Source organism: Haloarcula sp. R1-2, assembly GCF_011627385.1.
GTDB classification, from domain to species: Archaea; Halobacteriota; Halobacteria; order Halobacteriales; family Haloarculaceae; genus Haloarcula; species Haloarcula marismortui.
On the sequence record NZ_JAANTG010000001.1, the window covers coordinates 707,080 to 730,165 of the forward strand.

At 63.2% G+C, this 23,086-nt stretch carries 23 protein-coding genes and 1 tRNA gene; 14 read left to right on the top strand and 10 right to left on the bottom strand.

Annotated features, from left to right (window positions below; translation table 11 throughout):
• The first annotated feature begins 1 nt into the window (after position 1).
• The 3 genes from G9C82_RS03485 to G9C82_RS03495 all read left to right on the top strand — a co-directional run bounded on the left by G9C82_RS03485 (position 2) and on the right by G9C82_RS03495 (position 5,156).
• Positions 2-592: a winged helix-turn-helix transcriptional regulator gene (locus G9C82_RS03485; RefSeq protein WP_127013381.1), complete on the top strand. Its 591-nt coding sequence runs from the start codon at positions 2-4 to the stop codon at positions 590-592.
• A gap of 129 nt (positions 593-721) precedes the next feature.
• Positions 722-3,355 (top strand): heavy metal translocating P-type ATPase, encoded by a 2,634-nt coding sequence (locus G9C82_RS03490; protein ID WP_127013382.1) that lies wholly within the window; start codon positions 722-724, stop codon positions 3,353-3,355.
• Between the two features lie 46 nt (positions 3,356-3,401).
• Positions 3,402-5,156 carry an AarF/ABC1/UbiB kinase family protein gene (locus G9C82_RS03495; protein ID WP_127013383.1) on the top strand — a complete coding sequence of 585 codons (1,755 nt, stop codon included), beginning with the start codon at positions 3,402-3,404 and terminating at the stop codon, positions 5,154-5,156.
• Positions 5,157-5,191: 35 nt separating this feature from the next.
• Here G9C82_RS03495 and G9C82_RS03500 read toward each other — a convergent pair whose 3' ends face one another.
• Positions 5,192-6,718, bottom strand: coding sequence for a cryptochrome/photolyase family protein (locus G9C82_RS03500; RefSeq protein WP_127013384.1), 1,527 nt, complete (start codon positions 6,716-6,718; stop codon positions 5,192-5,194).
• Positions 6,719-6,888: 170 nt separating this feature from the next.
• On the opposite strand from G9C82_RS03500, the gene G9C82_RS03505 reads away from it, so the two are divergent.
• Positions 6,889-7,479: a halocyanin domain-containing protein gene (locus tag G9C82_RS03505; RefSeq protein ID WP_127013385.1), complete on the top strand. Its 591-nt coding sequence runs from the start codon at positions 6,889-6,891 to the stop codon at positions 7,477-7,479.
• A 21-nt stretch (positions 7,480-7,500) separates the two neighbouring features.
• On the opposite strand, the gene G9C82_RS03510 is transcribed toward G9C82_RS03505, so the two are convergent.
• On the bottom strand, positions 7,501-7,803 hold the full coding sequence (locus G9C82_RS03510; RefSeq protein WP_004962433.1) for a hypothetical protein: 303 nt from the start codon (positions 7,801-7,803) through the stop codon (positions 7,501-7,503).
• Positions 7,800-8,162 carry a helix-turn-helix domain-containing protein gene (locus G9C82_RS03515; protein ID WP_004962434.1) on the bottom strand — a complete coding sequence of 121 codons (363 nt, stop codon included), beginning with the start codon at positions 8,160-8,162 and terminating at the stop codon, positions 7,800-7,802. Before G9C82_RS03515 ends, G9C82_RS03510 begins: the two co-directional genes overlap by 4 nt.
• Positions 8,163-8,404: 242 nt before the next feature.
• On the opposite strand from G9C82_RS03515, the gene G9C82_RS03520 reads away from it, so the two are divergent.
• Both G9C82_RS03520 and G9C82_RS03525 read left to right on the top strand, forming a co-directional pair.
• Positions 8,405-9,295: a halocyanin domain-containing protein gene (locus G9C82_RS03520; protein WP_241244074.1), complete on the top strand. Its 891-nt coding sequence runs from the start codon at positions 8,405-8,407 to the stop codon at positions 9,293-9,295.
• 157 nt (positions 9,296-9,452) lie between these two features.
• Positions 9,453-10,271, top strand: a complete 819-nt coding sequence (locus G9C82_RS03525) for a halocyanin domain-containing protein (RefSeq protein ID WP_004962436.1) — start codon at positions 9,453-9,455, stop codon at positions 10,269-10,271.
• Between the two features lie 24 nt (positions 10,272-10,295).
• Here the strand turns inward: G9C82_RS03525 and G9C82_RS03530 are convergent, their stop codons facing one another.
• Positions 10,296-11,069, bottom strand: coding sequence for a fumarylacetoacetate hydrolase family protein (locus G9C82_RS03530; protein ID WP_004962437.1), 774 nt, complete (start codon positions 11,067-11,069; stop codon positions 10,296-10,298).
• Between the two features lie 163 nt (positions 11,070-11,232).
• On the opposite strand from G9C82_RS03530, the gene G9C82_RS03535 reads away from it, so the two are divergent.
• Genes G9C82_RS03535 through G9C82_RS03550 form a run of 4 tightly spaced genes read left to right on the top strand, consistent with a single transcriptional unit; the run spans position 11,233 to position 15,201 of the window.
• A complete protein-coding gene (locus tag G9C82_RS03535) occupies positions 11,233-11,967 on the top strand; it encodes a prephenate dehydrogenase/arogenate dehydrogenase family protein (RefSeq protein WP_127013386.1) in 735 nt (244 codons plus the stop codon).
• On the top strand, positions 11,964-13,424 hold the full coding sequence (locus G9C82_RS03540) for a small ribosomal subunit Rsm22 family protein (protein WP_127013387.1): 1,461 nt from the start codon (positions 11,964-11,966) through the stop codon (positions 13,422-13,424). The genes G9C82_RS03535 and G9C82_RS03540 overlap by 4 nt, the downstream gene beginning before the upstream one ends.
• A 36-nt stretch (positions 13,425-13,460) precedes the next feature.
• Positions 13,461-14,270 carry a 5'/3'-nucleotidase SurE gene (surE, locus tag G9C82_RS03545; protein ID WP_004962440.1) on the top strand — a complete coding sequence of 270 codons (810 nt, stop codon included), beginning with the start codon at positions 13,461-13,463 and terminating at the stop codon, positions 14,268-14,270.
• 7 nt (positions 14,271-14,277) lie between these two features.
• On the top strand, positions 14,278-15,201 hold the full coding sequence (locus G9C82_RS03550) for a DMT family transporter (RefSeq protein WP_127013388.1): 924 nt from the start codon (positions 14,278-14,280) through the stop codon (positions 15,199-15,201).
• 2 nt (positions 15,202-15,203) lie between these two features.
• Here G9C82_RS03550 and G9C82_RS03555 read toward each other — a convergent pair whose 3' ends face one another.
• The gene (locus G9C82_RS03555) at positions 15,204-16,460 is read right to left on the bottom strand and encodes a DHHA1 domain-containing protein (protein ID WP_127013389.1); all 1,257 of its coding nucleotides are present in this window, start codon (positions 16,458-16,460) and stop codon (positions 15,204-15,206) included.
• A gap of 221 nt (positions 16,461-16,681) precedes the next feature.
• Here G9C82_RS03555 and G9C82_RS20850 point away from each other — a divergent pair, with 221 nt between their 5' ends.
• Entirely contained in the window at positions 16,682-16,810 is a 129-nt protein-coding gene (locus G9C82_RS20850; RefSeq protein WP_004962446.1) for a hypothetical protein, read from the top strand.
• A gap of 616 nt (positions 16,811-17,426) precedes the next feature.
• Here the strand turns inward: G9C82_RS20850 and G9C82_RS03560 are convergent.
• The 4 genes from G9C82_RS03560 to G9C82_RS03575 all read right to left on the bottom strand — a co-directional run bounded on the left by G9C82_RS03560 (position 17,427) and on the right by G9C82_RS03575 (position 19,520).
• Positions 17,427-17,825 carry a hypothetical protein gene (locus G9C82_RS03560; RefSeq protein ID WP_127013826.1) on the bottom strand — a complete coding sequence of 133 codons (399 nt, stop codon included), beginning with the start codon at positions 17,823-17,825 and terminating at the stop codon, positions 17,427-17,429.
• A 62-nt stretch (positions 17,826-17,887) separates the two neighbouring features.
• On the bottom strand, positions 17,888-18,700 hold the full coding sequence (locus G9C82_RS03565) for an HD domain-containing protein (protein WP_127013390.1): 813 nt from the start codon (positions 18,698-18,700) through the stop codon (positions 17,888-17,890).
• A gap of 47 nt (positions 18,701-18,747) precedes the next feature.
• Positions 18,748-19,215: a peroxiredoxin gene (locus G9C82_RS03570; protein WP_004962455.1), complete on the bottom strand. Its 468-nt coding sequence runs from the start codon at positions 19,213-19,215 to the stop codon at positions 18,748-18,750.
• Between the two features lie 59 nt (positions 19,216-19,274).
• Positions 19,275-19,520, bottom strand: a complete 246-nt coding sequence (locus tag G9C82_RS03575) for a hypothetical protein (protein WP_004962457.1) — start codon at positions 19,518-19,520, stop codon at positions 19,275-19,277.
• Positions 19,521-20,063: 543 nt separating this feature from the next.
• Here G9C82_RS03575 and G9C82_RS03580 point away from each other — a divergent pair.
• The 3 genes from G9C82_RS03580 (at position 20,064) to G9C82_RS03590 (ending at position 22,456) form a co-directional block, all read left to right on the top strand.
• Positions 20,064-20,303, top strand: a complete 240-nt coding sequence (locus G9C82_RS03580) for a twin-arginine translocase TatA/TatE family subunit (RefSeq protein WP_004962460.1) — start codon at positions 20,064-20,066, stop codon at positions 20,301-20,303.
• A 77-nt stretch (positions 20,304-20,380) separates the two neighbouring features.
• A tRNA-Arg gene (locus tag G9C82_RS03585) sits at positions 20,381-20,454 on the top strand.
• A gap of 370 nt (positions 20,455-20,824) precedes the next feature.
• Positions 20,825-22,456: a GMC family oxidoreductase gene (locus G9C82_RS03590; RefSeq protein ID WP_127013391.1), complete on the top strand. Its 1,632-nt coding sequence runs from the start codon at positions 20,825-20,827 to the stop codon at positions 22,454-22,456.
• Here G9C82_RS03590 and G9C82_RS03595 read toward each other — a convergent pair.
• Positions 22,453-23,031, bottom strand: a complete 579-nt coding sequence (locus G9C82_RS03595) for a metal-dependent hydrolase (protein ID WP_011223070.1) — start codon at positions 23,029-23,031, stop codon at positions 22,453-22,455. The genes G9C82_RS03590 and G9C82_RS03595 overlap by 4 nt on opposite strands.
• Between the last annotated feature and the right edge of the window lie 55 nt (positions 23,032-23,086).

The following is a 23,086-nucleotide window of genomic DNA, read 5'->3' on the forward strand; positions in this document are numbered from 1 at the left end:
TATGCCCGGACTCGACGACACGGACCACGAAATCCTCCGGTTGCTGCTCGAAGACGCCAGACGGCCCTACAGCGACATCGCCGAGCGAGTGGATCTCTCGGCCCCTGCGGTCTCCGACCGCGTCGACCGACTCGTCGAAATGGGACTGATACAGGGGTTTACCGTCGATGTCGACCGCTCGCTGTTACAGGCCGGCGTACCGGTCCTGATCGAGATAGATGCAAAGCCGGGTCGGGCCGCCGATATCGCTGAGTCGGTCAGCGACGCCGACACCATCGAGCGGGTCTATCGAACTGCCGGCGGCCGAGTCGTGCTCGCGGCGACCGTTCCTCAGGCCGACGCGAGCGAACTCCTCGCCGAACACGTCGACCTCGGGGACGTGGACCGCTACGAGGTGCGGATGATTGCGGACAGCGAGTGGACCGCCGGGCTGGGTGCGGCGGAGTTCGCGCCCGACTGTGCGGAGTGTGGCAACACCGTCGATGAAGAAGGCGAGCAGCGCACACTCGACGGAGAGCGATACTACTTCTGCTGTGGGTCCTGTGCAGGGCGATTTGTCGACCAGTACAAGTCGCTGAAAGGCGGTGCCTAAACTACGATAGTCCCTTTTGATTGCTGACTTTCCGGCGGTTGGAGTTTGGATACCAACCTAATAGTCTGCTTTGAGATTTGAATCAAAGGGACAAACCGCATGAATACGGAGGACGTACAATGAAACAAGATGAGTGACCGAACCACCCGGCTCGAACTGACGGGAATGAGCTGTGCCAACTGCGCGGGCACTATCGAGGAGTCGGTGGGCGAGCTGGACGGGGTCTCGTCCGTCGACGCGAACTACGCCACCGACGGGGGGAGCGTCGAGTACGACCCTGACGTGGTGTCACTGGCTGATATCGTCGCCGCCGTCGAAGACGCTGGCTACGGTGTGGCGACGGAGACGGTGACCGTCGGCATCACCAACATGTCGTGTGCGAACTGTGCAGACGCCAACGAGGAGGCGCTGGAAGGGACCGCGGGCGTCATCGACGCCAGCGTGAACTATGCCACCGACGAGGCCCAAGTCACCTACAACCCGGCCGACGTGTCACGTGCGGACCTCTACGACGCTATCGAATCCGCCGGCTATACACCCGTAAGGGAGGACAGTGGGAGTGCAAACGGCGACGGCGACGATGGTGAGCAGTCCGGCGCTGACCGCCGTGCCGCCGCGCGCAACGAGGAGACGCGCAGACAGCTCCGGCTCACGCTGTTCGGGGCGGTGCTTTCGGCCCCACTCCTGCTGTTCATGGCGGACCACCTGTTCTCGCTCGGTATCGTCGGCGAGACGGTGCTGGGAGTGCCACAGGGCTGGGTTGCGTTCGCGCTGGCGACGCCGGTCCAGATACTGCTGGGCAAGCCGTTCTACGAGAATTCCTACAAGGCGCTGGTCAACAACGGGCGGGCGAACATGGACGTGCTCATCGCACTGGGTTCCTCGACAGCGTACGTCTACTCGGTGGCTGCGCTGTCCGGCCTCATCGCGAGCACGGGGCTGTACTTCGACACGGCCGCGCTGATCCTCGTGTTCATCACGCTCGGAAACTACCTCGAAGCCCGCTCGAAGAGCCAGGCCGGAGCCGCCATCCAGCAGCTGCTTGAGATGGAGGCTGACACGGCAACGGTCGTCCGCGAGGACGGCAGCGAGGAAGAGATTCCCATCGACGAGGTCGGGGTCGGCGACCGGCTGAAAGTCCGGCCCGGGGAGAAGATTCCGACGGACGGCGTCGTCGTTGACGGCGATTCGGCGGTCGACGAGTCGATGGTGACCGGCGAGTCGGTCCCGGTCGAGAAAGGTGAGGGCGACGAAGTCATCGGCTCGACGGTGAACCAGAACGGCGTCCTCAAAGTCGAGGCGACGAAAATCGGCTCGGAGACGGCTATCCAGCAGATAGCAGAGCGGGTCCGGCAGGCCCAGTCGCGCCAGCCCGACATCCAGAACGTCGCCGACCGCATCTCGGCGTACTTCGTCCCGGCGGTCATCGGCAACGCCGTCCTCTGGGCGGTGCTGTGGGCGGTCGCGCCGGAGACGCTGGCTGCAGTCGTCGACGCGCTCCCGCTGTGGGGGCTGGCCGCGGGCGGCCCGGCCGGCGTTGGCGTGAGCGAGTTCGCTATCGTCGTGTTCGCGTCTGCCGTCCTGATTGCCTGTCCCTGCGCGCTGGGGCTGGCGACGCCCGCGGCGACGATGGTCGGGACGGCTATTGGCGCGCGCAACGGCGTCCTGTTCAAGGGGGGCGACGTGCTCGAACGCGTCCACGAGGTCGACACCGTCGTCTTCGACAAGACGGGGACGCTGACGAAAGGCGAGATGGAACTCACGGATGTGGAGGTTGTCGGTCCTGCGACGGACGGCGGGGCGCTCAAGCCCGAGCGCGAACGGACCGAGGCGTTCGTCCTCGAAGTCGCCGCCAGCGCCGAACACGCCAGCGAACACCCGCTGGCTGAGGCCATTGTCGACGGCGCACGCGAGCGCGGTATCGAAGTCGATGATCCCGACGAATTCGAGAACGTCCCCGGACAGGGCGTGAAGGCGACGACGCGCCACGGTCGGGTCCTCGTCGGCAACCGGAAACTGCTGTCCGAGGCCGGCGTCGACACCGCGCCGGCGGAGGAGCGGATGGACGCGCTCGAACGCGAGGGCAAGACGGCGATGCTGGTCGCGCTGGCCGAAGATGCAGACGATGACGACACCGAGGGCGACAGCGACCCGGACTATCGGCTCATTGGCATCGTCGCCGACGCGGACACGGTCAAGGAATCGGCGAAGGCCGCCGTCAGTGGGCTGCGAGAGCGCGGGCTTGGCGTCTGGCTCATTACCGGCGACAACGGGCGGACTGCCCGCGCTGTCGCTGAGGAAGTCGGAATCGACCCCGACAATGTGATGGCCGACGTGCTCCCGGAGGACAAAGCCGACGCCGTCGATGAACTCCAGAGCGACGGCGACCAGGCGATGATGGTCGGCGACGGCGTCAACGATGCGCCAGCGCTGGCGGCCGCGAGCGTCGGCTGTGCTATCGGTTCGGGGACCGACGTGGCAATCGAGGCCGGAGACGTGACACTGCTCCGGGACGACCCCGCCGACGTGATGAAGGCCATCCGGATCTCCGAAGCCACGCTCCAGAAGATCAAGCAGAACCTCTTCTGGGCACTCGGGTACAACACGGTGATGATTCCGCTGGCCTCGCTGGGACTCCTCCAGCCGGTGCTTGCCGCCGCGGCGATGGCCGCCTCGTCCGTGTCGGTGCTCACAAACAGCCTCGCGTTCCGCCGGTACACACCTGATTCGGCGTACCGGCTGCTCGGGTTCCTCCGTCGCTGAGCCGTCTCCAGCAGACTCATTTGTCGCCGGGCCACACATACGAACAGTGACTGCTGAGGAGCGTGTCGCCGACGAGCCGACAGGAGAGACAGTGTCACAGCCGGGCGGCCTCGGCGTTCGGCTCCGCGCGCTCTGGCGGGCGCTCGTCATCGTCTGGCAGTTCGTCCCGCTGCTCTGGCAGTGGGGCCGGGACCGGAAGCGGTTCCTCCTGTTCGGCCGGTCCCGGTCAGTGGCCCCCGAGACGCGGACGCGGCGCGCCCGCTACCTGAAGGATACGTTCGTCGACCTCGGCCCGGCGTTCATTAAACTCGGACAGATGCTCTCGACTCGGCCTGACGCCCTGCCACGGGCGTACGTCGACGTACTCTCAGAGCTACAGGACAACGTCCCACCTGACGCGTGGGCGACCATCGAGCCAGTTATCAAACGCGAACTGGGCGACGATATCGATACGCTGTTCGAGGCATTCGACACGACAGCCATTTCGGGAGCCTCGCTGGGCCAGGTGTACGAGGCACAGATCGGCGGCCAGCGGGTCGCCGTGAAAGTGCTTCGACCCAACATCAGAACGCGCGTCGAATCCGACCTGCGCGTGCTGTCGACGCTGCTGCCCGTGCTCACCTACGGCGCGGACCCGGGCCAGGCATTTACGCTGGAAAATCTCACCGAAGAGTTCGCAACGACGGTCCGCCGGGAGATGGACTACGGCCACGAGGCGCGAATGCTCCGTGAAATCGGCGACAACTTTGCAAACGACGACGACATCGCCATCCCGGACGTCGTCGGGAGCCACTCGACGGACCGCGTGCTGACGATGACGTACCTCGACGGCGTGAAAATCGACGACGTAGAGCGGCTGGACGAACTCGGCATCGACAGGCCGGCACTCGTCCGCCGGCTCGAAGAGGTGTACATCCAGATGATCGTCGAGGACGGCCGCTTCCACGCTGACCCCCATCCCGGCAATCTGGCGGTCCAGCCCGACGGGACGCTCGTCTTCTACGATTTCGGGATGACCGGCTACCTCGGTCCCCGAACACAGGACCAGCTGCTTGAGTTCTACGTCGGACTGGCGACTGATGATGTAGACCGCGTGATGGACGCCTTCGTCGAGATGGGTGCGCTTGACCCGATGGCAGACCGTGACGTGATGCGGGAAGCGTTCGACATCGTTATCGAGCAGTTCCGCGGCGAGGACATCAGTGAGTACCGCATCGAACAGCTCGTCGGCCAGTTCGAGACGCAACTGTACGAGTTCCCGATGCGGCTGCCACAGGATCTGGCGCTGGTGGTCCGGGTAACGACGGTCCTTGAAGGCGTCTGTCGCACGCTCGACCCCGAGTTCGACTTCATCGAGATCATCTCCGAGTACGTCATGGAGCAGGGCGCTGGGGACGACGTTCGAGAGCAGATCAAGACGGAAATCCAAGAGGCAGTGACTGGCTCGACCCGGTCAGCAGTGCGGGCAGCCCCGAAGGTGGAGGACGCACTCGACAGAGTCGAGCGCGAAGAACTGCTCGTCAAGACCGTGCTCGAAGACTCTGATGGGCTAAGCCGGGTGCTCGCCAAGCGACTCCTGCTCGGTATCGTCGCCAGTGCCGGCGTGCCGGTGAGTGCCTACCTCTACACCGTGAGCGGGCTTCAGCCAGCAGGCCTCGCACTGGGCGGGAGCGCGGCGGTGCTCGGAATTCTCGCGTGGTCGTTCCGCCGACGGCGCGGACCAGCGCTGTCGACGCCACAGTTCACCCGCCATGAGATGCAACAGCGGCAGGCGACCGACGCTGCGGACGGAGACGAGTAGGCAAGCGCCAACGGTTTCCCACAAGACAGCGGCGCTCAGAGTTCGCCTTTGGTCGCCATTTCACGGATATCCTCGGCTCGCTCGCGTATCTCCCCGAGTTCCTCGTCGCTTTTGTTGTCGACGTGGCTGTACATCAGTCCCATCCGGTGGTTCGACCGGAGCGTCTCCTCGTTGCGGTCGAGGAAGTCCCAGTACAGCGCGTTGAACGGGCAGGCTCCGTCACCCGTGGTCTTCGTTTTGTAGTACGGACAGCCCGAGCAGTAGTCGCTCATCTTGTCCACGTAGTTCGCCGAGGAGGCGTAGGGTTTGGTGGCGAACACGCCCGCGCCGTACAGCCCCATCTCGACGACGTTCGGCGTCGTCACCCAGTGGAAGGCATCGACGTAGCCAGCGTGGAACCAGCGGTTCAGCTGTGCCGGCTCAACGCCATAGATGAGGCCGAAGTTCGCGAGAATCATCAGCCGCTCGATGTGGTGTGAATACCCGCGCTCCCGGACCCCGTCGACCACGTCGGAGAGACACGCCATGTCGGTGTCGCCGTTCCAGTAGAAGTCGGGCAAGGCCTCGTTCGCGCCAAGCTGGTTCGCTTCGGCCAGACTGGGCATCTCCCGGCGGTACACGTGCCGAAGAAACTCCCGCCAGCCGAGCACCTGCCGGATGAACCCTTCAACGCTGTTCAGTGGCGCATCGCCGTCCTCGTAGGCGGTGATAGCGCGCTCGATGACCTCCGCAGGGCCGAGGAGTCCCAGATTGAGCGACGTGGAAAGCAGGCTGTGGCTCATCGCCCACTCATCTTCCAGCATCGCGTCCTGGTACGAGCCAAACTCCGTGAGTCGATTCGTGACGAAATGGTCCAGTGCTTGGACGGCCTGGCGGCGAGTGACGGGCCAGCGGAACGGCTCTGGGTCGGCCCAGTCACCGCCGTATGGTCGCTCGTCGTAGCTTCCCTCGAACGTCGAATCGACCCACTCCATAACGTCCTCGGTCACGCCGTCCGGCTCGAACTGCGGTGGCTCCGGTGGCGTCCACCCGTCGGGTGGCGTCTCACGGTTCTGGTCGTCGTAGTTCCACTCGCCGCCAACTGGGTCGCCATCCGCCATCAGGTAGCCCGTCTCCCGGCGCATGAACCGGTAGAAGTCCTCGTGGCGGTAGCGGCCGTCGCCGCGCCACTCGTCGAACTGGGACGGTGAGCAGAGGAAGCGGTCGTCGGCGACAAACTCGACGGCTCCGCCTGCCTCGGCGACCAGCGATTCGAGGCGCGCCTGTGCGGACTCAGTCTGCGGTCGGTGAGTCACGAGTGTGTCGTCAGGGTTGGCCTCAAAGTGTGCCGCCAGTCCGTCCTCAAAGGTCTCTGTCTGCTGGTATCGGACCGTTCGGCCGTCGTCCCGGAGATTGTCGCGGAAATGTCGCATCGCGCTGAACAGCAGAATCAGCTTGTGTGGGTGGTACGGCAGCTTGCGGGCGAACGACTCCGATTCTATCAGAAGCACCGGTTCGTCAGGTCGTCGAGCGACGGGTCCGGACCGCCGGATGAGGTGGTCACCGCGAAGCCAGACAGTCATCGGCAAACGGACACTCCCATTAGTTACAGTATATGCCTGTATCCGCATCAATCCCCGTCCGAACTGTGTTGGTATCCCGGGACAGCGGGGTGGTCAAAACCTCAATTATTGTTTCTTTACAAACGACAGAAGCGACTTCCTTATAAGTACACAGTCATAACTTTAAATGCATGACAAACGACCTCGACAGACGGACGTTCATTCGCACGACGGCGGCCGTATCAGGCGCTGGACTCCTCGCTGGCTGTGGCGGGTCCGGCGGCGACGGCGGTAGTGGCGGCGACGGTGGCAGCGACGAGACGGAAGCCGAAGAAATGGAGACCACCGAAGCCGAGGAGATGGAATCCACTGAAACTGAGGAAATGGACACCGAGAGCAGCGGTGGGATGGAAACCGCCGAAGCGCCGAGCGAGGTCGCAGACTACGTTGGCGAGTCGTCGAATTTCGATGGCTCCATGGTCGTGATGACGGACCAGGACGAGGTTTCCGTCTCCGTCGGAGCCGAAGGCAACGGCGGCGCGTTCGCCTTCGACCCGCCGGCGATAAACGTCTCGACCGGAACGACGGTCGTCTGGGAGTGGACCGGCCAAGGGGCCGGCCACAACGTCAAGTCCGAAGGCGACGGGCCGCTTGACTCGGGTTCGGCTGTCGCAGAGGAAGGAACCACCTACGAGTACACGTTTGAGGAAACCGGCACCTACCTCTACAACTGTGTCCCGCACAAGGCGCTCGGGATGGTCGGCGCAGTCGTCGTCGAATAACGGATAGCTGGCTGGCAGATTTTATCGTGTTACCAGCGTGGAGCGACTGGTGACGTACAGCGAATACGCGATGACGGCGAAGCCGACCGCGGTGAGCGCGTTCTCGAAAATCAGTGCGGCATCGGTGGGTAAACCGAACAGCTGGTCCGCGACGCCAGCGATGAGCGACCCGACAGTAATGGTCGCGAATCCGACGGCGAGATACGTGAGCCCGGTCGCCCTCGTTGTCAACGCTGCGCGAGCAGCGAAGTAGGTGATGAGCCCGCCAAGTAACACTGTTACCGTCTTGAATCCGATGACGATGAGTGGGATATCTCCGTTCATAGTTCCTCGCTGACGCGCGACCACAGGAGTGCGAGCCGGTCGCTTGGCCGCTCCTCGGCAGGCAGCACGTCGACCTCGAACGCGCCGTCGGCGTCGATCCCGACGAACACCCCGTCACAGTCCCGAATGTACGCCGTCGCGTGATGACCGTCGGCACGCACCTCTGTTTCCTCAGCGACCAGCTCGGCCTCGCTCAACTGTTCGAGCTTCCGGTAGGTGCTTGTCTGGGGCAGGTCACAGACCGAGGCAACCTCTTTGGCTGGCAACGGCTCGTCGAGCACCCTGAGGATATCGCGACAGTCAGGGTCGGCGAGGGCGTCGAACAGCGCCTGTGTCTCGCTCGCGTCGTTGTATGCCACGGAGGGGCCCTCTCAGGGGACGGGTGGAAGTGGTTCTGCGGACGGTTCGGTCTCGATATGACGGGGCATCGACGTGAAACCTGTGGGATATTGTTCCCACGGTGTCTTGCGGTACCCCGGCAGCCGCTCCCAGTCAGTGTCGGGAATATAAACCACCCTCAGATAAAGGGCGACTGTTTGTTTCCAGAATCTGGAAAGGGGCACCCCTTTTTCTATCATCGAATATCAACGACTAGTTTGCTATGCAACGGCCCTCCACGCGTAGACAGTTTCTCGCAGGCACGGGGTTGACAGCGCTCGCCGTTACCGCCGGGTGCGTTTCCTCAAGCGGCACAGGCCCGACTGACAATGAGACCGAAGCCGCTACATCGACACCAGAATCCTTTGACACTTGGTTTGACGACTCCAACGGCTACGATGGCGAGCCCGTCAAGTACGGCCCCCTCTCACAGCCAGTGATCATGGTCGGTGAGACAACCGACGGGGGCCTGGCATTCGATCCGCCAGTCATCGAAGTGTCGCCGATGACAAACGTTACATGGGACTGGACTTCCCATGGTGGTCAACGGAACGTCGTCGCGCTTGATGGTACCTTCGACAGTGGTCGGACGAACGCCCAGATCGGGACGAGCTACAACTACATCTTTGACGAGGTCGGCGAGTACCCCTACGTCTCCGAGCCCCACCGCGATGAGGGAATGAAAGGGGCGGTCATCGTCAAAGAACGGGAGTCCTCAGGATACCCTGCCATCGATCAGTGGCTCGGGTCAACGGGCAACTTCGACGGGACCATTACTGACCGCACCGGTAAGTCTGAAGCCACAGTTGCCGTTGGCGCAGAAGGCAATGGCGGTCAGTACGCGTTTGACCCGCCCACGATCAAGATTTCAACAGGGACGACGGTCATCTGGGAGTGGACCGGCGCTGGCGCAGCACACAATGTATTCTCGACTGACGGTAGTCAGATGGAGTCGGATAGCGTTATTTCGGACGACGGTAGTCCGCTTGATTCAGAACTCGTTTCAGAGGAAGACAGTACCTACAAGCATACCTTCGAGGAAACCGGAGTATCTCTGTACACCTGTCAACCGCACCAGGGCCTCGGTATGAAAGGTGCGGTCGTCGTCGAATAACGCAGCAGTCGGTACCTCATTTCCAGAATCTGGAAAGGGCACACCGACTTTTCTATCATCGAAAAACAACGACTAGCTTGCTATGCAACGGCCCTCCACTCGCAGACAGTTTCTTACAGGTACAGGGGTAGCAGCGCTTGCCATTACCGCCGGGTGCGTGTCCTCGGGAAGTAGTTCAGAACCAGCGGCCGAAACCGGAACCGGAACTGAAACCGCGACGGAAACTGCGACCCCAACCGCGACGCCTGAATCGACGCCCGAGTCGCTTGACGACTGGCTTGATGATGCCAACGGCTACGACGGCGAGCCCCGCAGGTTCGGCCCCGAGTCTCGGCCAACGGTCTGGGTTGGGCAGGAGATGGACGGCGGACTGGCGTTCGACCCGCCTGTCATTGAAATCCCACCGATGACGACAGTTCGGTGGGACTGGACTGGGCACGGCGGCCAGCAGAACGTGGTCGCCCTCGATGATACCTTCGACAGCGGCCGGACAAACGCGCAGGCCGGTACAATGTATCACTACTTTTTCGAGGAGACCGGCGAGTATCGCTACGTCTCCGAACCCAATCGTGACGGTGGCATGAAAGGTGCGATTATTGTGAAAGAGCCACCGTCCTCGGGTAACGACACTGTTGATGAATGGCTCGCAGCGGCGAGTAACTTCGACGGCACCATTGTCGACCGCACCGACACTGACACTGCAACTGTTACCGCCGGTGTGGAAGGGAACGGTGGGAAGTTCGCGTTCGGCCCCCCGGCGCTGAAGATCTCGACCGAGACGACCGTCCGCTGGGAGTGGACCGGCGAGGGAGGGCCACACAACATCGTCTCAAAAGGCGATGGCCCGCTCAACTCGGAACTCGTCGCCGAGGAAGGAAACACCTACGAGCACACCTTCGCGGAAACCGGGACCTACCTGTACTCCTGTAAACCGCATAAGGGCCTGGGGATGAGAGGCGCAGTCGTCGTGGAATAACTACCGAACTAGTGTGGCAGCCGCCTACGGAATCTTGACGCTGTGTTTGAGCGTGCCGATACCTTCGATTTCGACTTCGACTTCGTCGCCGTCTTCCATCGGTCCGACCCCTTCAGGGGTCCCCGTGGCGATGACATCGCCCGGTTCCAGCGTCATGTACGACGTTATTTCGGCGATTAGTTCGGGGACAGAGAAGATGAGGTGCTCGCGGGAGGAGGACTGCTTCGTCTCGCCGTTGAGACGGAGTTCGATACTGGCGTCTTCCGGAACGTGCTCTGGCGTGGCCACGAGCGGGCCGATTGGACACGCGTTGTCGAAGGCCTTCCCGCGGACCCAGTTCTGCTCCCGTCGCTGGTCGTCACGGTTGGAGATGTCGTTGACGCAGGTGTAGCCCGCGACGACGTCCATCGCCCCCGATTCGCTGACGTTCCGACACTGCTCGCCGATGACGACGCCAAGTTCGGCCTCGTAGTCGATGCGTTCCTTCCCCGAGGGCATCGTGAGGTGCTTGCCGTGGGACGCGACGGCGTTCGGGGCTTTGAGAAACAGCATCGGCCGGTCCGGAAGCTCCGAGTCCATCTCCTCGGCGTGGTCGGCGTAGTTGCGCCCGATACAGACGACTTTCGTCGGCTCGCAAGGCGGGAGGATGTCCACCTCGTCGGGGTCGTAGGACTCGTCGCCAAAGGCAATACGGCCGTACGGTCCGGCGGCGGCGGTGACGACGGGCTCGCCGTCCTCGACGGTCCAGCGACCGCCGCGAACGTTCCCCCCAGTATCACGGAATCGAACGCGCTTCATGTCACCGTTCTCTCAGGGCCGACAGATAAGCGTTTAGGAGGGGGAAACCGGACTACAGCGGGCTATTCGACGGTTGTCTACCCGGCCATCGTCACCTGCGGTGTCGCGGCGAGCAGGCGTGTGACCGAACGGCTTTTGAGACGGGACGGGCTACGCTGGGCCGATGAACGTCCTCGTCGTTGGTGCCGGCGCGATGGGCCAGTGGTTCGCACGCACAGTCCGGACCCACGCCGACGCGGCCGTCGCCTTTACCGACCTCGACCAGTCGGCTGCTGAAGCTGCTGCAAACGCGGTCGGCGGGCGCGCTGTCGCCAGCGACGCGGCCGAGACTTTCGATGTTGTCTGTATCGCAGTGCCGATGCCTGTCGCCGAGACGGCTATCGACGAGTTCGCGCCGTGTGCCACGGACGCAATCGTTGACGTAACGGGGAGCATGGCAGGCCCCATCGCAGCAATGCGGGACGCGATGCCCGATGGCCAGCGACTCAGCCTGCACCCACTGTTTGCCCCCGAGAACGCGCCCGGCAACGTCGCTGTCGTCGCTGACGCGTTGGGACCCGATGCTACTGCCGTCGTCGACGCAATCGCTGCAGCCGGAAACAACTGCTTCAAGACGACGGTGTCGGACCACGACGAAGCCATGGAAACGGTACAGGCCAGCGCTCACGCCGCCGTACTCGCGTTCGCGATGGCCGCCGCGGACGTGCCCGACCAGTTTCAGACGCCGATTTCGGCCGGCCTGTTCGACCTTGTCGAGCAGGTGACCGGCGGCGACTCGCGGGTGTACGCCGATATCCAGCGGACATTCGACGGCGCAGACGCGGTCGCCGACGCCGCTAGCGAACTCGCCGACGCCGACGCAGATACTTTTGAGCGGCTCTACGAGCAACTCTCATGAACCAGGACACACGCCAGCAGATACGCGACAACGCCCAGTACCTCCGGAACGTCCGACCGCTGGACCCCGAGGAGCTACACGAATACGTCGAGGACCAGCCCCACCCCGCCGTCGTCAAGCAGGTGCTCCGAGAGGAGGCATTCGACCTTGGCATCGTCGAGCAGGATGACGGGACCTTCGTGCCGGCACCTGAGGGCCGGCTTTCAGTAGATTTCGACGGTGTCGACCGGTTCCCCGACAGCTACGAACAGCAGGTCATCGACCTGCTGACGGAGTGGGGCGGGCTGGAGTGGCACAGCGGCGACAACGGTGACGAACTCAGGGAGCGCATCCGCGACATCAAAGAGCGGTATCTGCAGGGCCAGGCCGTCGAATACGACGAACTGACCGCGCTGGGCTACGCCGTCTACCACCTGCCGGACTACTACGCCGTGGCGAAGTACGTCCTTGCGGACCTCGCCGCCGACGGCCTGCTCCCGTCACAGCTTCGAGTGCTGGACGTGGGGGCCGGCGTCGGTGGCCCGGCGCTCGCCCTGCGTGACCTGCTCCCCGACGACGCCCTGCTGGACTACCACGCCGTCGAGCCGAGCGCCGCTGCGGATGTGCTGGAGAGCCTACTGGCAGATAGCGGCCAGAATGTCTGCTGGGAGATTCACCGGGCGCTCGCCGAGGAATTCGACCCGTCGTCGCCGTTTGTCGGCGACGACAGCGGTGGAGGGACCGACAACGGCGACACCGACGCCGAGGGATACGACCTCATCATCTTCGGCAACGTCCTCAGCGAACTCGACGACGCGGCGGCGACCCTCTACCGGTACGTCGAGGCGCTTGCCGACGACGGGACGTTGCTGGCGCTGGCCCCCGCCGACCGGAACACGGCCATACAGCTCCGAACTGTCGAGCGCGAGGTGGCCGACGGCGGCCCGGCGACGGTGTATGGGCCGACCGTGCGACTCTGGCCTCACCAGTCCCCCAACAGCGAGTCGTGGTCGTTCGACCGCAAGCCGGACATCGAGGTCCCAACCATGCAACAACGCCTCGACGACCCCGCGGGCGGGACGGGCGAGTTCGTCAATACGGACGTGCAGTTCGCCTACAGCGTCCTGCGAACCGACGGCAAGCGAGTGCACGATGTAACACCGGACCGGGGCATCCACGCGCCGATGGCCGACGCCGAGAACTACGTCACCGACCGGGTGAATTTTCTGGGTGTGAAACTCAGCCACGACCTCGCCGAGCGGGAGGGCGCAAATCCGCTGTATCTGCTGGGCGATGGAAGTCAGCAGGTCGACCACTTCGCCGTGCTCACCGAGGCGTCGATACTGAACGAGGACCTCCGGAAAGCCGACTACGGCGACCTGCTGTCCTTCGAAAACGCGCTGGTGCTGTGGAACGACGACGAGGAGGCGTACAACGTTGTCGTCGACGGCGAGACGGTCATCGACCGGGCCCGCTAGCGGTGGGCTTTTCTCGGGGACGGCCCCACGGAGCGTATGGACGAGCCGACGATTCTGCTGACGAACGACGACGGCATCGAGAGCGCCGGCCTCCGGGCAGTGTACGATGGTCTCTCGACGGTCGGCGACGTGACCGCGGTCGCCCCGGCGGAGGACCAGAGCGCGGTCGGTCGGGCTATTTCCCACGAAGTAACCGTCCACGAGCACGAACTCGGCTATGCTGTCGAGGGGACGCCCTCGGACTGCGTCGTGGCGGGGCTGGAAGCGCTCGTCACCGACACCGACCTCGTTGTCGCGGGCTGTAACCGCGGGGCGAACCTCGGCGCGTACGTTCTCGGCCGCTCGGGGACCGTCAGCGCCGCCGTCGAGGCCACCTTCTTTGACGTGCCGGCGATGGCCGTCTCGATGTACATTCCGGTCCGCGAAGACGCCGCCTTCGCGGACATCGAGGCCAACGGCGACAGTTACCGCGAGGCGGCGAAAGCGACAACCTACCTTGCCGACCACGCCGTCGACGCCGGCGTGTTCGAGCAGTGCGACTACCTGAATATCAACGCCCCCGTCGCCGAGTGGGGCGACGCACAGATGACAGTCACCCGACCGTCCCACCTCTACGAGATGGACGCCGAACAGGATGGCGACGCTGTGACGCTCCACGACCGCATCTGGGAGCACATGGCCGACGGCGACATCCCCGACCCTGAGGGGACCGACCGTCGCGCCGTCGTCGACGGAAAGGTCAGCGTCTCGCCGCTGACCGCGCCGCACACGACGGAGCATCACGAGGCCCTCGACGCGATTGCGGAGACGTACGAGCCGGACGACGGCGGCGAGGCGGCCGACTGAGCAGACGATGCGGTTCCGCAACGCCATCCTCTTCGTCGCGCTCGCAATCGCCTGGGGCAGCGCCTTCACCGCGATCAAGGCTGGGCTGGAGTACTTCCCACCAATCCTGTTTGCGGCGTTCCGGTACGACCTCGCCGGCCTGTTGATGCTCGGCTACGCGGTGTACGCTACCGACCAGTGGGTCCCGAAAAGTCGGACCGACTGGATTGTCGTGGGTATCGGCAGCTCACTCCTGATCGCCGCATACCACATCTTCCTGTTCGTCGGCGAGCAAGGAACCACCAGTGCCGCCGCCGCTATCGTCGTGAGCCTCTCGCCGATTCTTACGACCGGGTTCGCGCGTGCGTTTCTCCCGGACGAACGGCTCACGACGCTGGGCATCGTCGGCCTCCTTGTCGGGTTCCTCGGTGTCGGCGTTCTCAGTAACCCCGATCCAGGGAACCTCCTCGACCCCCGAACCGTGTCGCTGTTTCTTGTATTCCTTGCGACCACGTCGTTCGCCCTCGGGAGCGTGCTGACCCGTCGGTTCGACGACGACTTGGAGATAGAGACGATGGAAGCGTGGTCGATGCTGCTCGGTGCAGTGCTCATGCACGGCATCAGTTTCGGTGTCTCCGAATCGGTTGCCGACGTTCAGTGGACTACTGAGGCCGTGCTGGCCCTGCTGTATCTGGTTGTCGTCGCCAGCGCCCTCGGCTTCCTCATCTACTTCGATTTGCTTGAGCGGCTGGGACCCATCGAAATCAACCTCGTCTCCTACGCCGCGCCAGTCGTCGCCGCCGCCACTGGACTGCTGTTTCTCAGCGAGACGCCGACGGTCTACACAGGTGTCGGCTTCACCTGTATCCTCGTCGGGTTCGGACTGCTGAAACGGGACGCGCTACGAAACGAGGTTGCGCGGTTCAGCGGGACGCCGAACCGCGGGGAGTAAGCTCAGTCGCCGCTGTCTGCCGTCACTGACTCGTCCCGGAGGAACGCGACGATTTCGTCCCCGTCGGCACCGAGTCCCCCGCCCTGAGCGACTGTCGGTCGCCCGCCACCGCCGCCACCGAACTCTGTAGTCACCTGATCGACCACTTCACCGGCGTCGACGCCGCCGGTCGTCCCGACGCCCAGGTACTGGCCGTCGGCGTCCACCAGCGCGGCCACGTCGACGTCGTCACCGACAGCGGACTCCGCTCGGTCGGCCAGTGCGTTTGCGTCGAGCCCTGCCACGGTGCCGACGAGCCACCGCTGCCCGTCCACTTCGATGGCGTCGTCACGCAGGTCAGCGAGACGGGAATCGACGAGGCGCTCTCGGAGGGACGACACCGTCTCCCGGAGGTCGTCGCATTCTGAGTGGAGTCCGTCCACAGCGGCCGGGAGCTCCGCAACGTTCGTATCCAGCGACTGGGCGGCAGTCATCGCCCGCTCGTGTTCGGTCGCCCGCCGGCGGATAGCATGCGGGCCGACGGCGAACTCGACGCGAGTCAATCCCTCTCCGGGATTGGACCGACCGAGTACCGTCACGGGCCCGATTTCGCGAGTGTTCCCGACGTGTGTCCCACCACAGGCTGCCACGTCCCAGCCGTCGATGGTGACGACCCGGACTGTCTCGCCCTCGATTCCCTCTTCGGTCTTCGTATTGAACGCGATATCGTCGCGACCCAGTGCCTCGTCCCGCGGAATTTCTTCCCAGGTCACGTCGTAGGATTCCCAGACGGCGCGGTTAGTCAGCCGCTCAAGTTCGGTGAGTGTCTCGTCGTCGATTTCGGTCGTTGTTTCGAAATCTACCCGCACCTTCCCGGTGATAGCCGGTCCGAAGTCGTCGTCGGCGTTGTCAGGGACCGTCGCGCTGATGTCAAAGCCCCCGTAGCCGAGATCTGACAGCAGCCGGCGACCAGCGCCATAGAGGACGTGACTGGCCGTGTGGGCACGCATACAGTACGTCCGGAATGCCGTGTCAATCTGTCCCTCGACTGTCTCGCCCGGGTCGAAGGCCGGCGGTTCGGCCAGTTCGTGGACAATATCGCCGTTTCGATGCTGGACATCGACGACTTCGACGCCACCGAGGGTTCCCCGATCCGCCGGCTGGCCGCCGCCTTCGGCGTAGAAGTACGTCTCCGTTAGCACGACAGCAGTCGTATCGATACGGTCGACGTTCGACGTGAAGGTCGTCACAGTGGGCTCGGCTGCGGCTGTTCCCGTCATCGGGCGTGGCTACGGCGGCGTGAACAAAAATGTCTGGGCGTACCCCAGACAGTCGTCTGGGGCCACCCAGCCGACAAGAGCGCAGCCCTCGTGTGCACCGAGTCGGTAGGGGTGACTGACGCCGCCCTCACAGTTACCGGTGGCACAATCCGCTGTGTGACACCGCATCCGCTCCCGATACAGTGCTACTAATTAAGTATCGACAGTGATCTTTACAGTCCATGCTCGGGAGTGGGGGCCACTCGATACTGCTCTGGCTGGTGGCGGTCTGGCTGTTCGCAGTTGGACTGTTTCTGGCACTTCTGTACGCGTCCGGCAGGCGGGACCGGCGTGAGCAGGCTCGCGCGTAAGTGAGTGACTGTGCGGGCTGGGCGGTGTGACAGCGACGTCTGACGCTCGGCTGACGGACACTCAGAATCGGCGTCGAGTCGTGCGGTTTTCACTTTCACCGTGAATTACCCGATTATATGAGTCCCGGTGTCCTGTCTGGCAATATGATGGAGCGATTACGCCTGGTCGTGGGGACTCGACAGCAGTCACATCTGGAGGTCGACGCTGTGGAACCACCCTCGAAACGGACGGGACGGCCTGTCCGGCCTGTGGCTCCAGTGACATCGCGCGGTACGATTTCTAGTCGTTGTCTCCAGTTAGTCCGTCGTCGCTCCCGCACCCACAGCACTCGACTGGGCCTGTTGTTCCTGTCCATCAAACTGGGCGACGAGCGAGAAGTCCCCCAGCTCGCTCGACACCGGTCTGTAAATCTGTCACTCCTGAGACGGTCACACTAGTCTAGACTTCAAGGATCGTCTTCGTTTCAACAACTATCGCGACTGCCGCTTCGCACTCTGGGCTCCGTTAATGGCCTGCTGCGACTGGATAACTTTGACACAAAAGCGAACACGAAAATATCACGTCAAGATATCAAATACCAAGACTCGATAATAAATGGAGCAACGATTCCACTGATTACTGTTCGACGTCCATCCAGATATCAGATGTTATTTTCGCGTCCGAGTTGTCCGGATGCGTCATGGTGAGCTGGTCCCCGCCCTCGACTGCGATGAGGTCGACAGTGTTGCTCTCCGTGTGATTCCGTGTCGGGTACGTAAACGGCCGTGACCGCGTTGGAAGGTCGCTGATCGACGGGCACTCCGGCGGCGCAACAACGTCGTCAGCGAACCCATCGGTGTGGATCTTCGACTGTGGCTTGTCTCGACCACGGTTATCAAGCCACGCAAAACATCGCTCCCCAAACGAAATGGTCTCAATGGCTGAGCGCACGCGGTACCTGACCCGGTCCAGCAGCGAGGGCGGCGGCGCGTCGCCGTCGTCCATCCTCCCCCGGGCACCCCGTGGCTCATCCATGGGTGTGAGACTCATGAACATAGCTAGGGAAGCACGGTACAAAACCGTTGTGTCGGTCCGGTTTAGAGTTCGATTCGCTCGACAATCTGGTTGCCGTCCTCCCGAGTGTTGAGCGCGACGATACGGACGTGTTCCTCCAGGCCAGAGTCCTTGAGTTTGGCTTTCAGAAGGTTATCGACCTGATAGACACCGGCCGCGTTGTTCATCGCGATTTCGACGAGGACGGGATAGTCGTCGCCCAGGCTCAGCGTCACCGTCTCGATAGCCTGGCTGGAAACGGTGTCGATACCGCGACCGCCACGCTTGTACGGAATGCGCGAACGGCCACGTTCCATGTCCAGCGCGTCGGCGACGCGGACGACGCCAGCTTCCAGCGTCAGTGGGTTTTCCTCGGTGTGATGGCAGAGAATTGCGTGGAGTACCTCGCCCTTTATCTGAACTGCCTGACGGATGCCGTAGAACTCATCGAGCAAGTCATCCAGAATGTCAGCGGCCAGCGGAATCGAGTAGTACGGGTGTGAATCGCGGTGGACAACGTGCCCAATGTCGTGTAGCGTCGTCGCAAGTGCAATAATAACGGCCTCATCGGCCTCATCGAGTCCGTGGTCGGCTGCGCCGTTGAACTCAACGCCGGCCTGCTTGAGGAGGTCATACAGACACAGCGCTCGGTTTCGAACGATGCCGATGTGTTTCGCGCCGTGGTCGTTGTACCGCTTGCGTGCGACGGGGTTGATGTTCTGAGCTTCGAGATACGCCTGAATCTCTTCGTCAGTCGTGACGGTGTCGAGAACTGCGTTCAGCCGCCCGTCCGGGAACGCGTGATCCGCCTCGGGGTCATAAATACGGCCACCGGTATCAGGTCTATCAACACTCATACTACAACCCAGACGACCCACCGCGAAAAATCCCCCTTCCGGCGCGGTCAGGTGGCGGCGTCAATAACCTCGTCGTAGTCCGGTTCGACGCCAGGGTCGTCGCTGACCCAGGCGTACGTGACTTCTTGATTTTCGTCGATAACGAAGACGGCCCGCTTGGCTACGTTCGGGACGCCGAGCGCCTCAAAGTCCATCGAAATGTCGTAGGAATCGACAATCTCCCGGCCTGAGTCACTGACGAGGTCGAACTCGAGCCCCAGTTCGTCCCGGAACGCGTTCTGTGAGAACGGTGTGTCGATGCTGACACCGTACAGCGTCGCCCCCGCTTCAGTGAGTTCGTCGAGTCGGTCTTGGAACGAGTTCATCTCGTGACTGCAAACGCTGGTGAACGCGCCCGGGAAGAACGCGAGCACAACGGGCCCGTCGTCAAGCGCTTCAGACAGCGTTATCTCGTCAACGTCGCCGTTTGCGATCGGTGCCGTGAAATCAGGTGCAACGTCTCCAACTGAGACCATACTGCCGAGTGGACCCAGGCGAGTAAAACCCTTTCCGACCTGATCGAGTCCGGGCGAGATTAGAACTGTGCGAACTTCGCCGTGACCTCGTCGATCCACTCCGGCAGGTCGCGGTCCGCAAGTGTCCCGTCGGCATCACGGGTCGTGACAACATCGGCGATTTCGCCCTCACGCGTGATATCGAGTCGCCACACCCCCTCAGCCTCGATGTCAACCCGAACAACGTCCTCCCCGACGGGTTTGATCGGTCGAATCGTTACTTCTTCCCCGCTCCTGACTTCCATCGTGTGACTATCGGCCGGCATCTGGTATCTCTGAGCGCCCGATAGCAGTTATATCCCCGGGCGGCGGAGGCATCTCGCTAGGGCTGTTCCCGCTGTGAAGTAGATTAACAAGCGGATAATGAATTGACAGGGCGATGTAGCCAGTGCCGCGGGTGCGAACCCGCAGACGGACAGCCCACGAACGTAGCACATGGCCACGCAAGCCGTGTCACTTGGGTCCCTCAGCTATCAATCTGGTCCCGTAGACATGGTGTAGTCCGTCTGTCGACGTGCCGACCCAGACCAGCGACATGGAACGGTCGGAGACCTGGTGCCTCGCGTTACCCCGTCCGATTCACACCCCGTTGTCGGGCCTCGCCGGCAGTTCCCGGCGAGGCCGTTTCCACAGACTGAGTGGGTCCGCCTCGCCTGTGTCACATATCCTGTCTCTGCCCGATGTCAGCGCAGCGTCAGTCCCACTGGCAGTGAATCACTCAGGAGGCCGTCCTGAGCAAAAAGGTTATAATAGCAACCACGTAACCTTCGGATACAATGTTAGGGACATCCGGAGTACTGTTCCCGGGGATGCCCGGGACGACGGAGATGATGGTCATCCTCCTCATCGCCGTCCTGCTGTTCGGCGCGAACAAGATTCCGAAACTAGCGCGGTCGACTGGCGAAGCCATGGGTGAGTTCCAGAAGGGGCGAGAAGAAGTCGAACAGGAACTCGAAGAAATGCGCGACGGCGGCGCTGCAGAAGGGACCGATGCGTCCACCGTGGACTCGGCCGAGTCGACCGAAACGGCGACGGAAACCGAGACGTAATCTCGACCACTTCTCCGTTTTCAGCGGGCCACAGTGATAACGAAAGGATTTTTCACCGCTCAATCGACCACCCGGTAGGGCGTGTGGCCTAGTGGACTAGGGCGAGGGGTTCCTAACCCCTAGAACGCGGGTTCGAATCCCGCCACGCCCGCTTCGTGGTTTCTCGCATTCGCTCGAAACACACTCGCGGCCGTGGCGACCTTCGCGAAACCTGCGGTTTCGCTCAGTCCCGCCACGCCCGTTCTGCGAGGAGCGGACGCGACGAGCGAACGGGCACGGAGTTCGAACCCTGCAAGTCGCAGCGCCGAGCGAAGCGAGGCGACCGTCTTGCTCCGGTTCGAATCCCGTGAGAGCCGTCGAGACGGGTCTCGCGTAGCTCGCAAACGCGTCGTGTTTGCTCAGTCCCGCCACGCCCACTTTCGGAAGCAACAGCGAGCCAACAAGCGAACCGAGCCGTCGCCACCAGACACGGCACCTGAGATGCCAACGTATAAGTTTAGGCTTGCCTAACTCCTGCTGAAATGGACCGGGAGCCGTCCGAGCGGGCAGATGTCTGTGTCATCGGGGCTGGGCCGGCAGGGGCACTTATCGCGAGCCAGCTCGCCAGCGACGGACAAAGGGTGGTCGTGCTAGAGGCCGGGCCGCGGTTCGACAGGTCGAACCGAGAGCAGCAGATGGAAGAGGCAATCCGACCCGGCGACCACGGGTCCGTCTGGGAGATGGGCGGCGACCGCGACGCGTTCAGTGCGAGCGGCGAGCGGTACTACCCGCTGAACATCTCACGAGTGAAAGGCGTCGGCGGGTCGACGCTGCACTGGCAGGGGATGGTGATGCGGCTGCACCCCTCGGATTTCGACGGGAGCCACGACACCGACGATCCGGCATGGCCGATCAGCTACGACGACCTGCGGCCGTACTACGCCGACGCTGAGCGGGCGCTAGGTGTCGCCGGCGACGCAGACAACCCCTTTGCACCGCCGCGAGACGGTGCATATCCGCTGCCCGGGTTCCCGCCATCATACAGCGACTCGTTGTTTGCTGAGGCCTGCGAGCAACTGGGCATCACGATGCACTCCGTTCCTAACGCCCGGAACTCCGAACCGTACGATGGCCGGGGGCCATGCGTCGGCTACGGGACCTGCCAACCGGTCTGTCCGTCCGGCGCGAAATACGACGCCAGCGTCCACATTGAGGACGCGGAAGCCAGAGGGGCACGCGTTGTCGACCGCGCGCCGGTCCAGCGCCTCGTTACCGACGCCGACGGACGCATCGAGGCGGCCGTCTACGCAACGCCGGACGGAACCGAACACCGCCAGATGGCCCGCGAGTTCGTCATCGCGGCGGGCGGCGTCGAGACGCCGCGACTCCTTCTCCTGTCGGCGAGCGAGGACCACCCGGACGGGCTGGCGAACAGTTCTGGACTGGTCGGTCACTATTTCATGGACCATCTGTTCGCCGGGGCAGGCGGCACGCTTGACCGTGAAACACGCCAGAACCACGTCGGCTTTCTCACGAGCGAGTGCCATCAGTTCTACGACGACCCCGGGCAGGCAGTCGAGCGTGTCGCGGACAGCGAGACGGTCGTTGCGGCGACCGACAAGGCGCTGTCGCCGCTGAAACTGGAGTTTCTGAACTACGCCGGTCCGTCGCCGGTCGAACTCGCGCTCTCTGGCGAGGAGTGGGGCGATACGCTGCTGTCGAGCCTCCGCGAGAGTTACGGCAACAGCATCGCGATGGGCGGACTGGTCGGCCAGCCGCCGCGGAAGGAAAACCGCGTAACGCTGGACACGTCAACGACGGACGACCACGGGAACCCGGTGCCGGACATCCGGTGGTCGTGGGGCGACCGGCTGGAACGGTCGCTCTCGCGGGCGAACGAGATTCAACACGCCGTGCTGTCGGAGCTGGGCGTCGACATCTCGTGGACGGTCGGGCCGGCTGACACCGGGCCGGCGTATCACCACATGGGGACGACGCGAATGGGGACCGACCCTGAAGAGAGCGTGGTCAACCCGCAGCTACGGACCCACGACGTGTCGAACCTCTCGATTGCGTCCTCGTCGGTGTTCGTTACCGCCGGGTCGATGAATCCGACGCTGACCATCGCCGCGCTCGCGCTGAAGTGCGCTGACCACGTTTCTGAACGACTCTAGTCTGCAGATTCGGTGAACGCTGCTTTGCTCCGCCGGGTGACCGACCGAAGCCCGGGCGCGCCGTGAGCGAGCCATACGGCGACAGCGAGGCCGAACAGTCCGAACTGAAACAGGACGTACGGGTCGAACGAGAGCGAGGCGAACTGCTCAACGAAGGAGGTGTCGTTGGCGTACGGCGGCGGTGGCTGGAGCGGCCAGACGAGAAAGCGAAGCCACTGAAGCTGTGTCAGGTCACCGCCAAGCACCCCGATTACTGCTGTCGGGCCCATATCAGTCAGCGTGTGTACGAATGCACCGAGCGTGAACGCTGTCGAGAGGTCCGTTCGGCGATATCGGACTGCGAGCCGGTGTAAGACTACGGCAACAAGGAGGAGCGTGAACAGCGAATGGGCAAGTGACCGCCCGGACGGCAAGACGCCGAACGTCCAGGCGAAGGGCTTGTCGATCAGGTCCGGAAACTGCGACCCCACCGCCAACGCGGTCAGCGTGGCCGCTGTCTGGCGACGGGTCGGGTCAAACTGAGTGTACACGACGTAGACGAGGTAGGCGACGGCGAGATGTCCCCACGGCCACATTGCGTGCTGGTATGCCGGATGGTGATTTGTATCTGCTGATACAGGTATGCGTGAG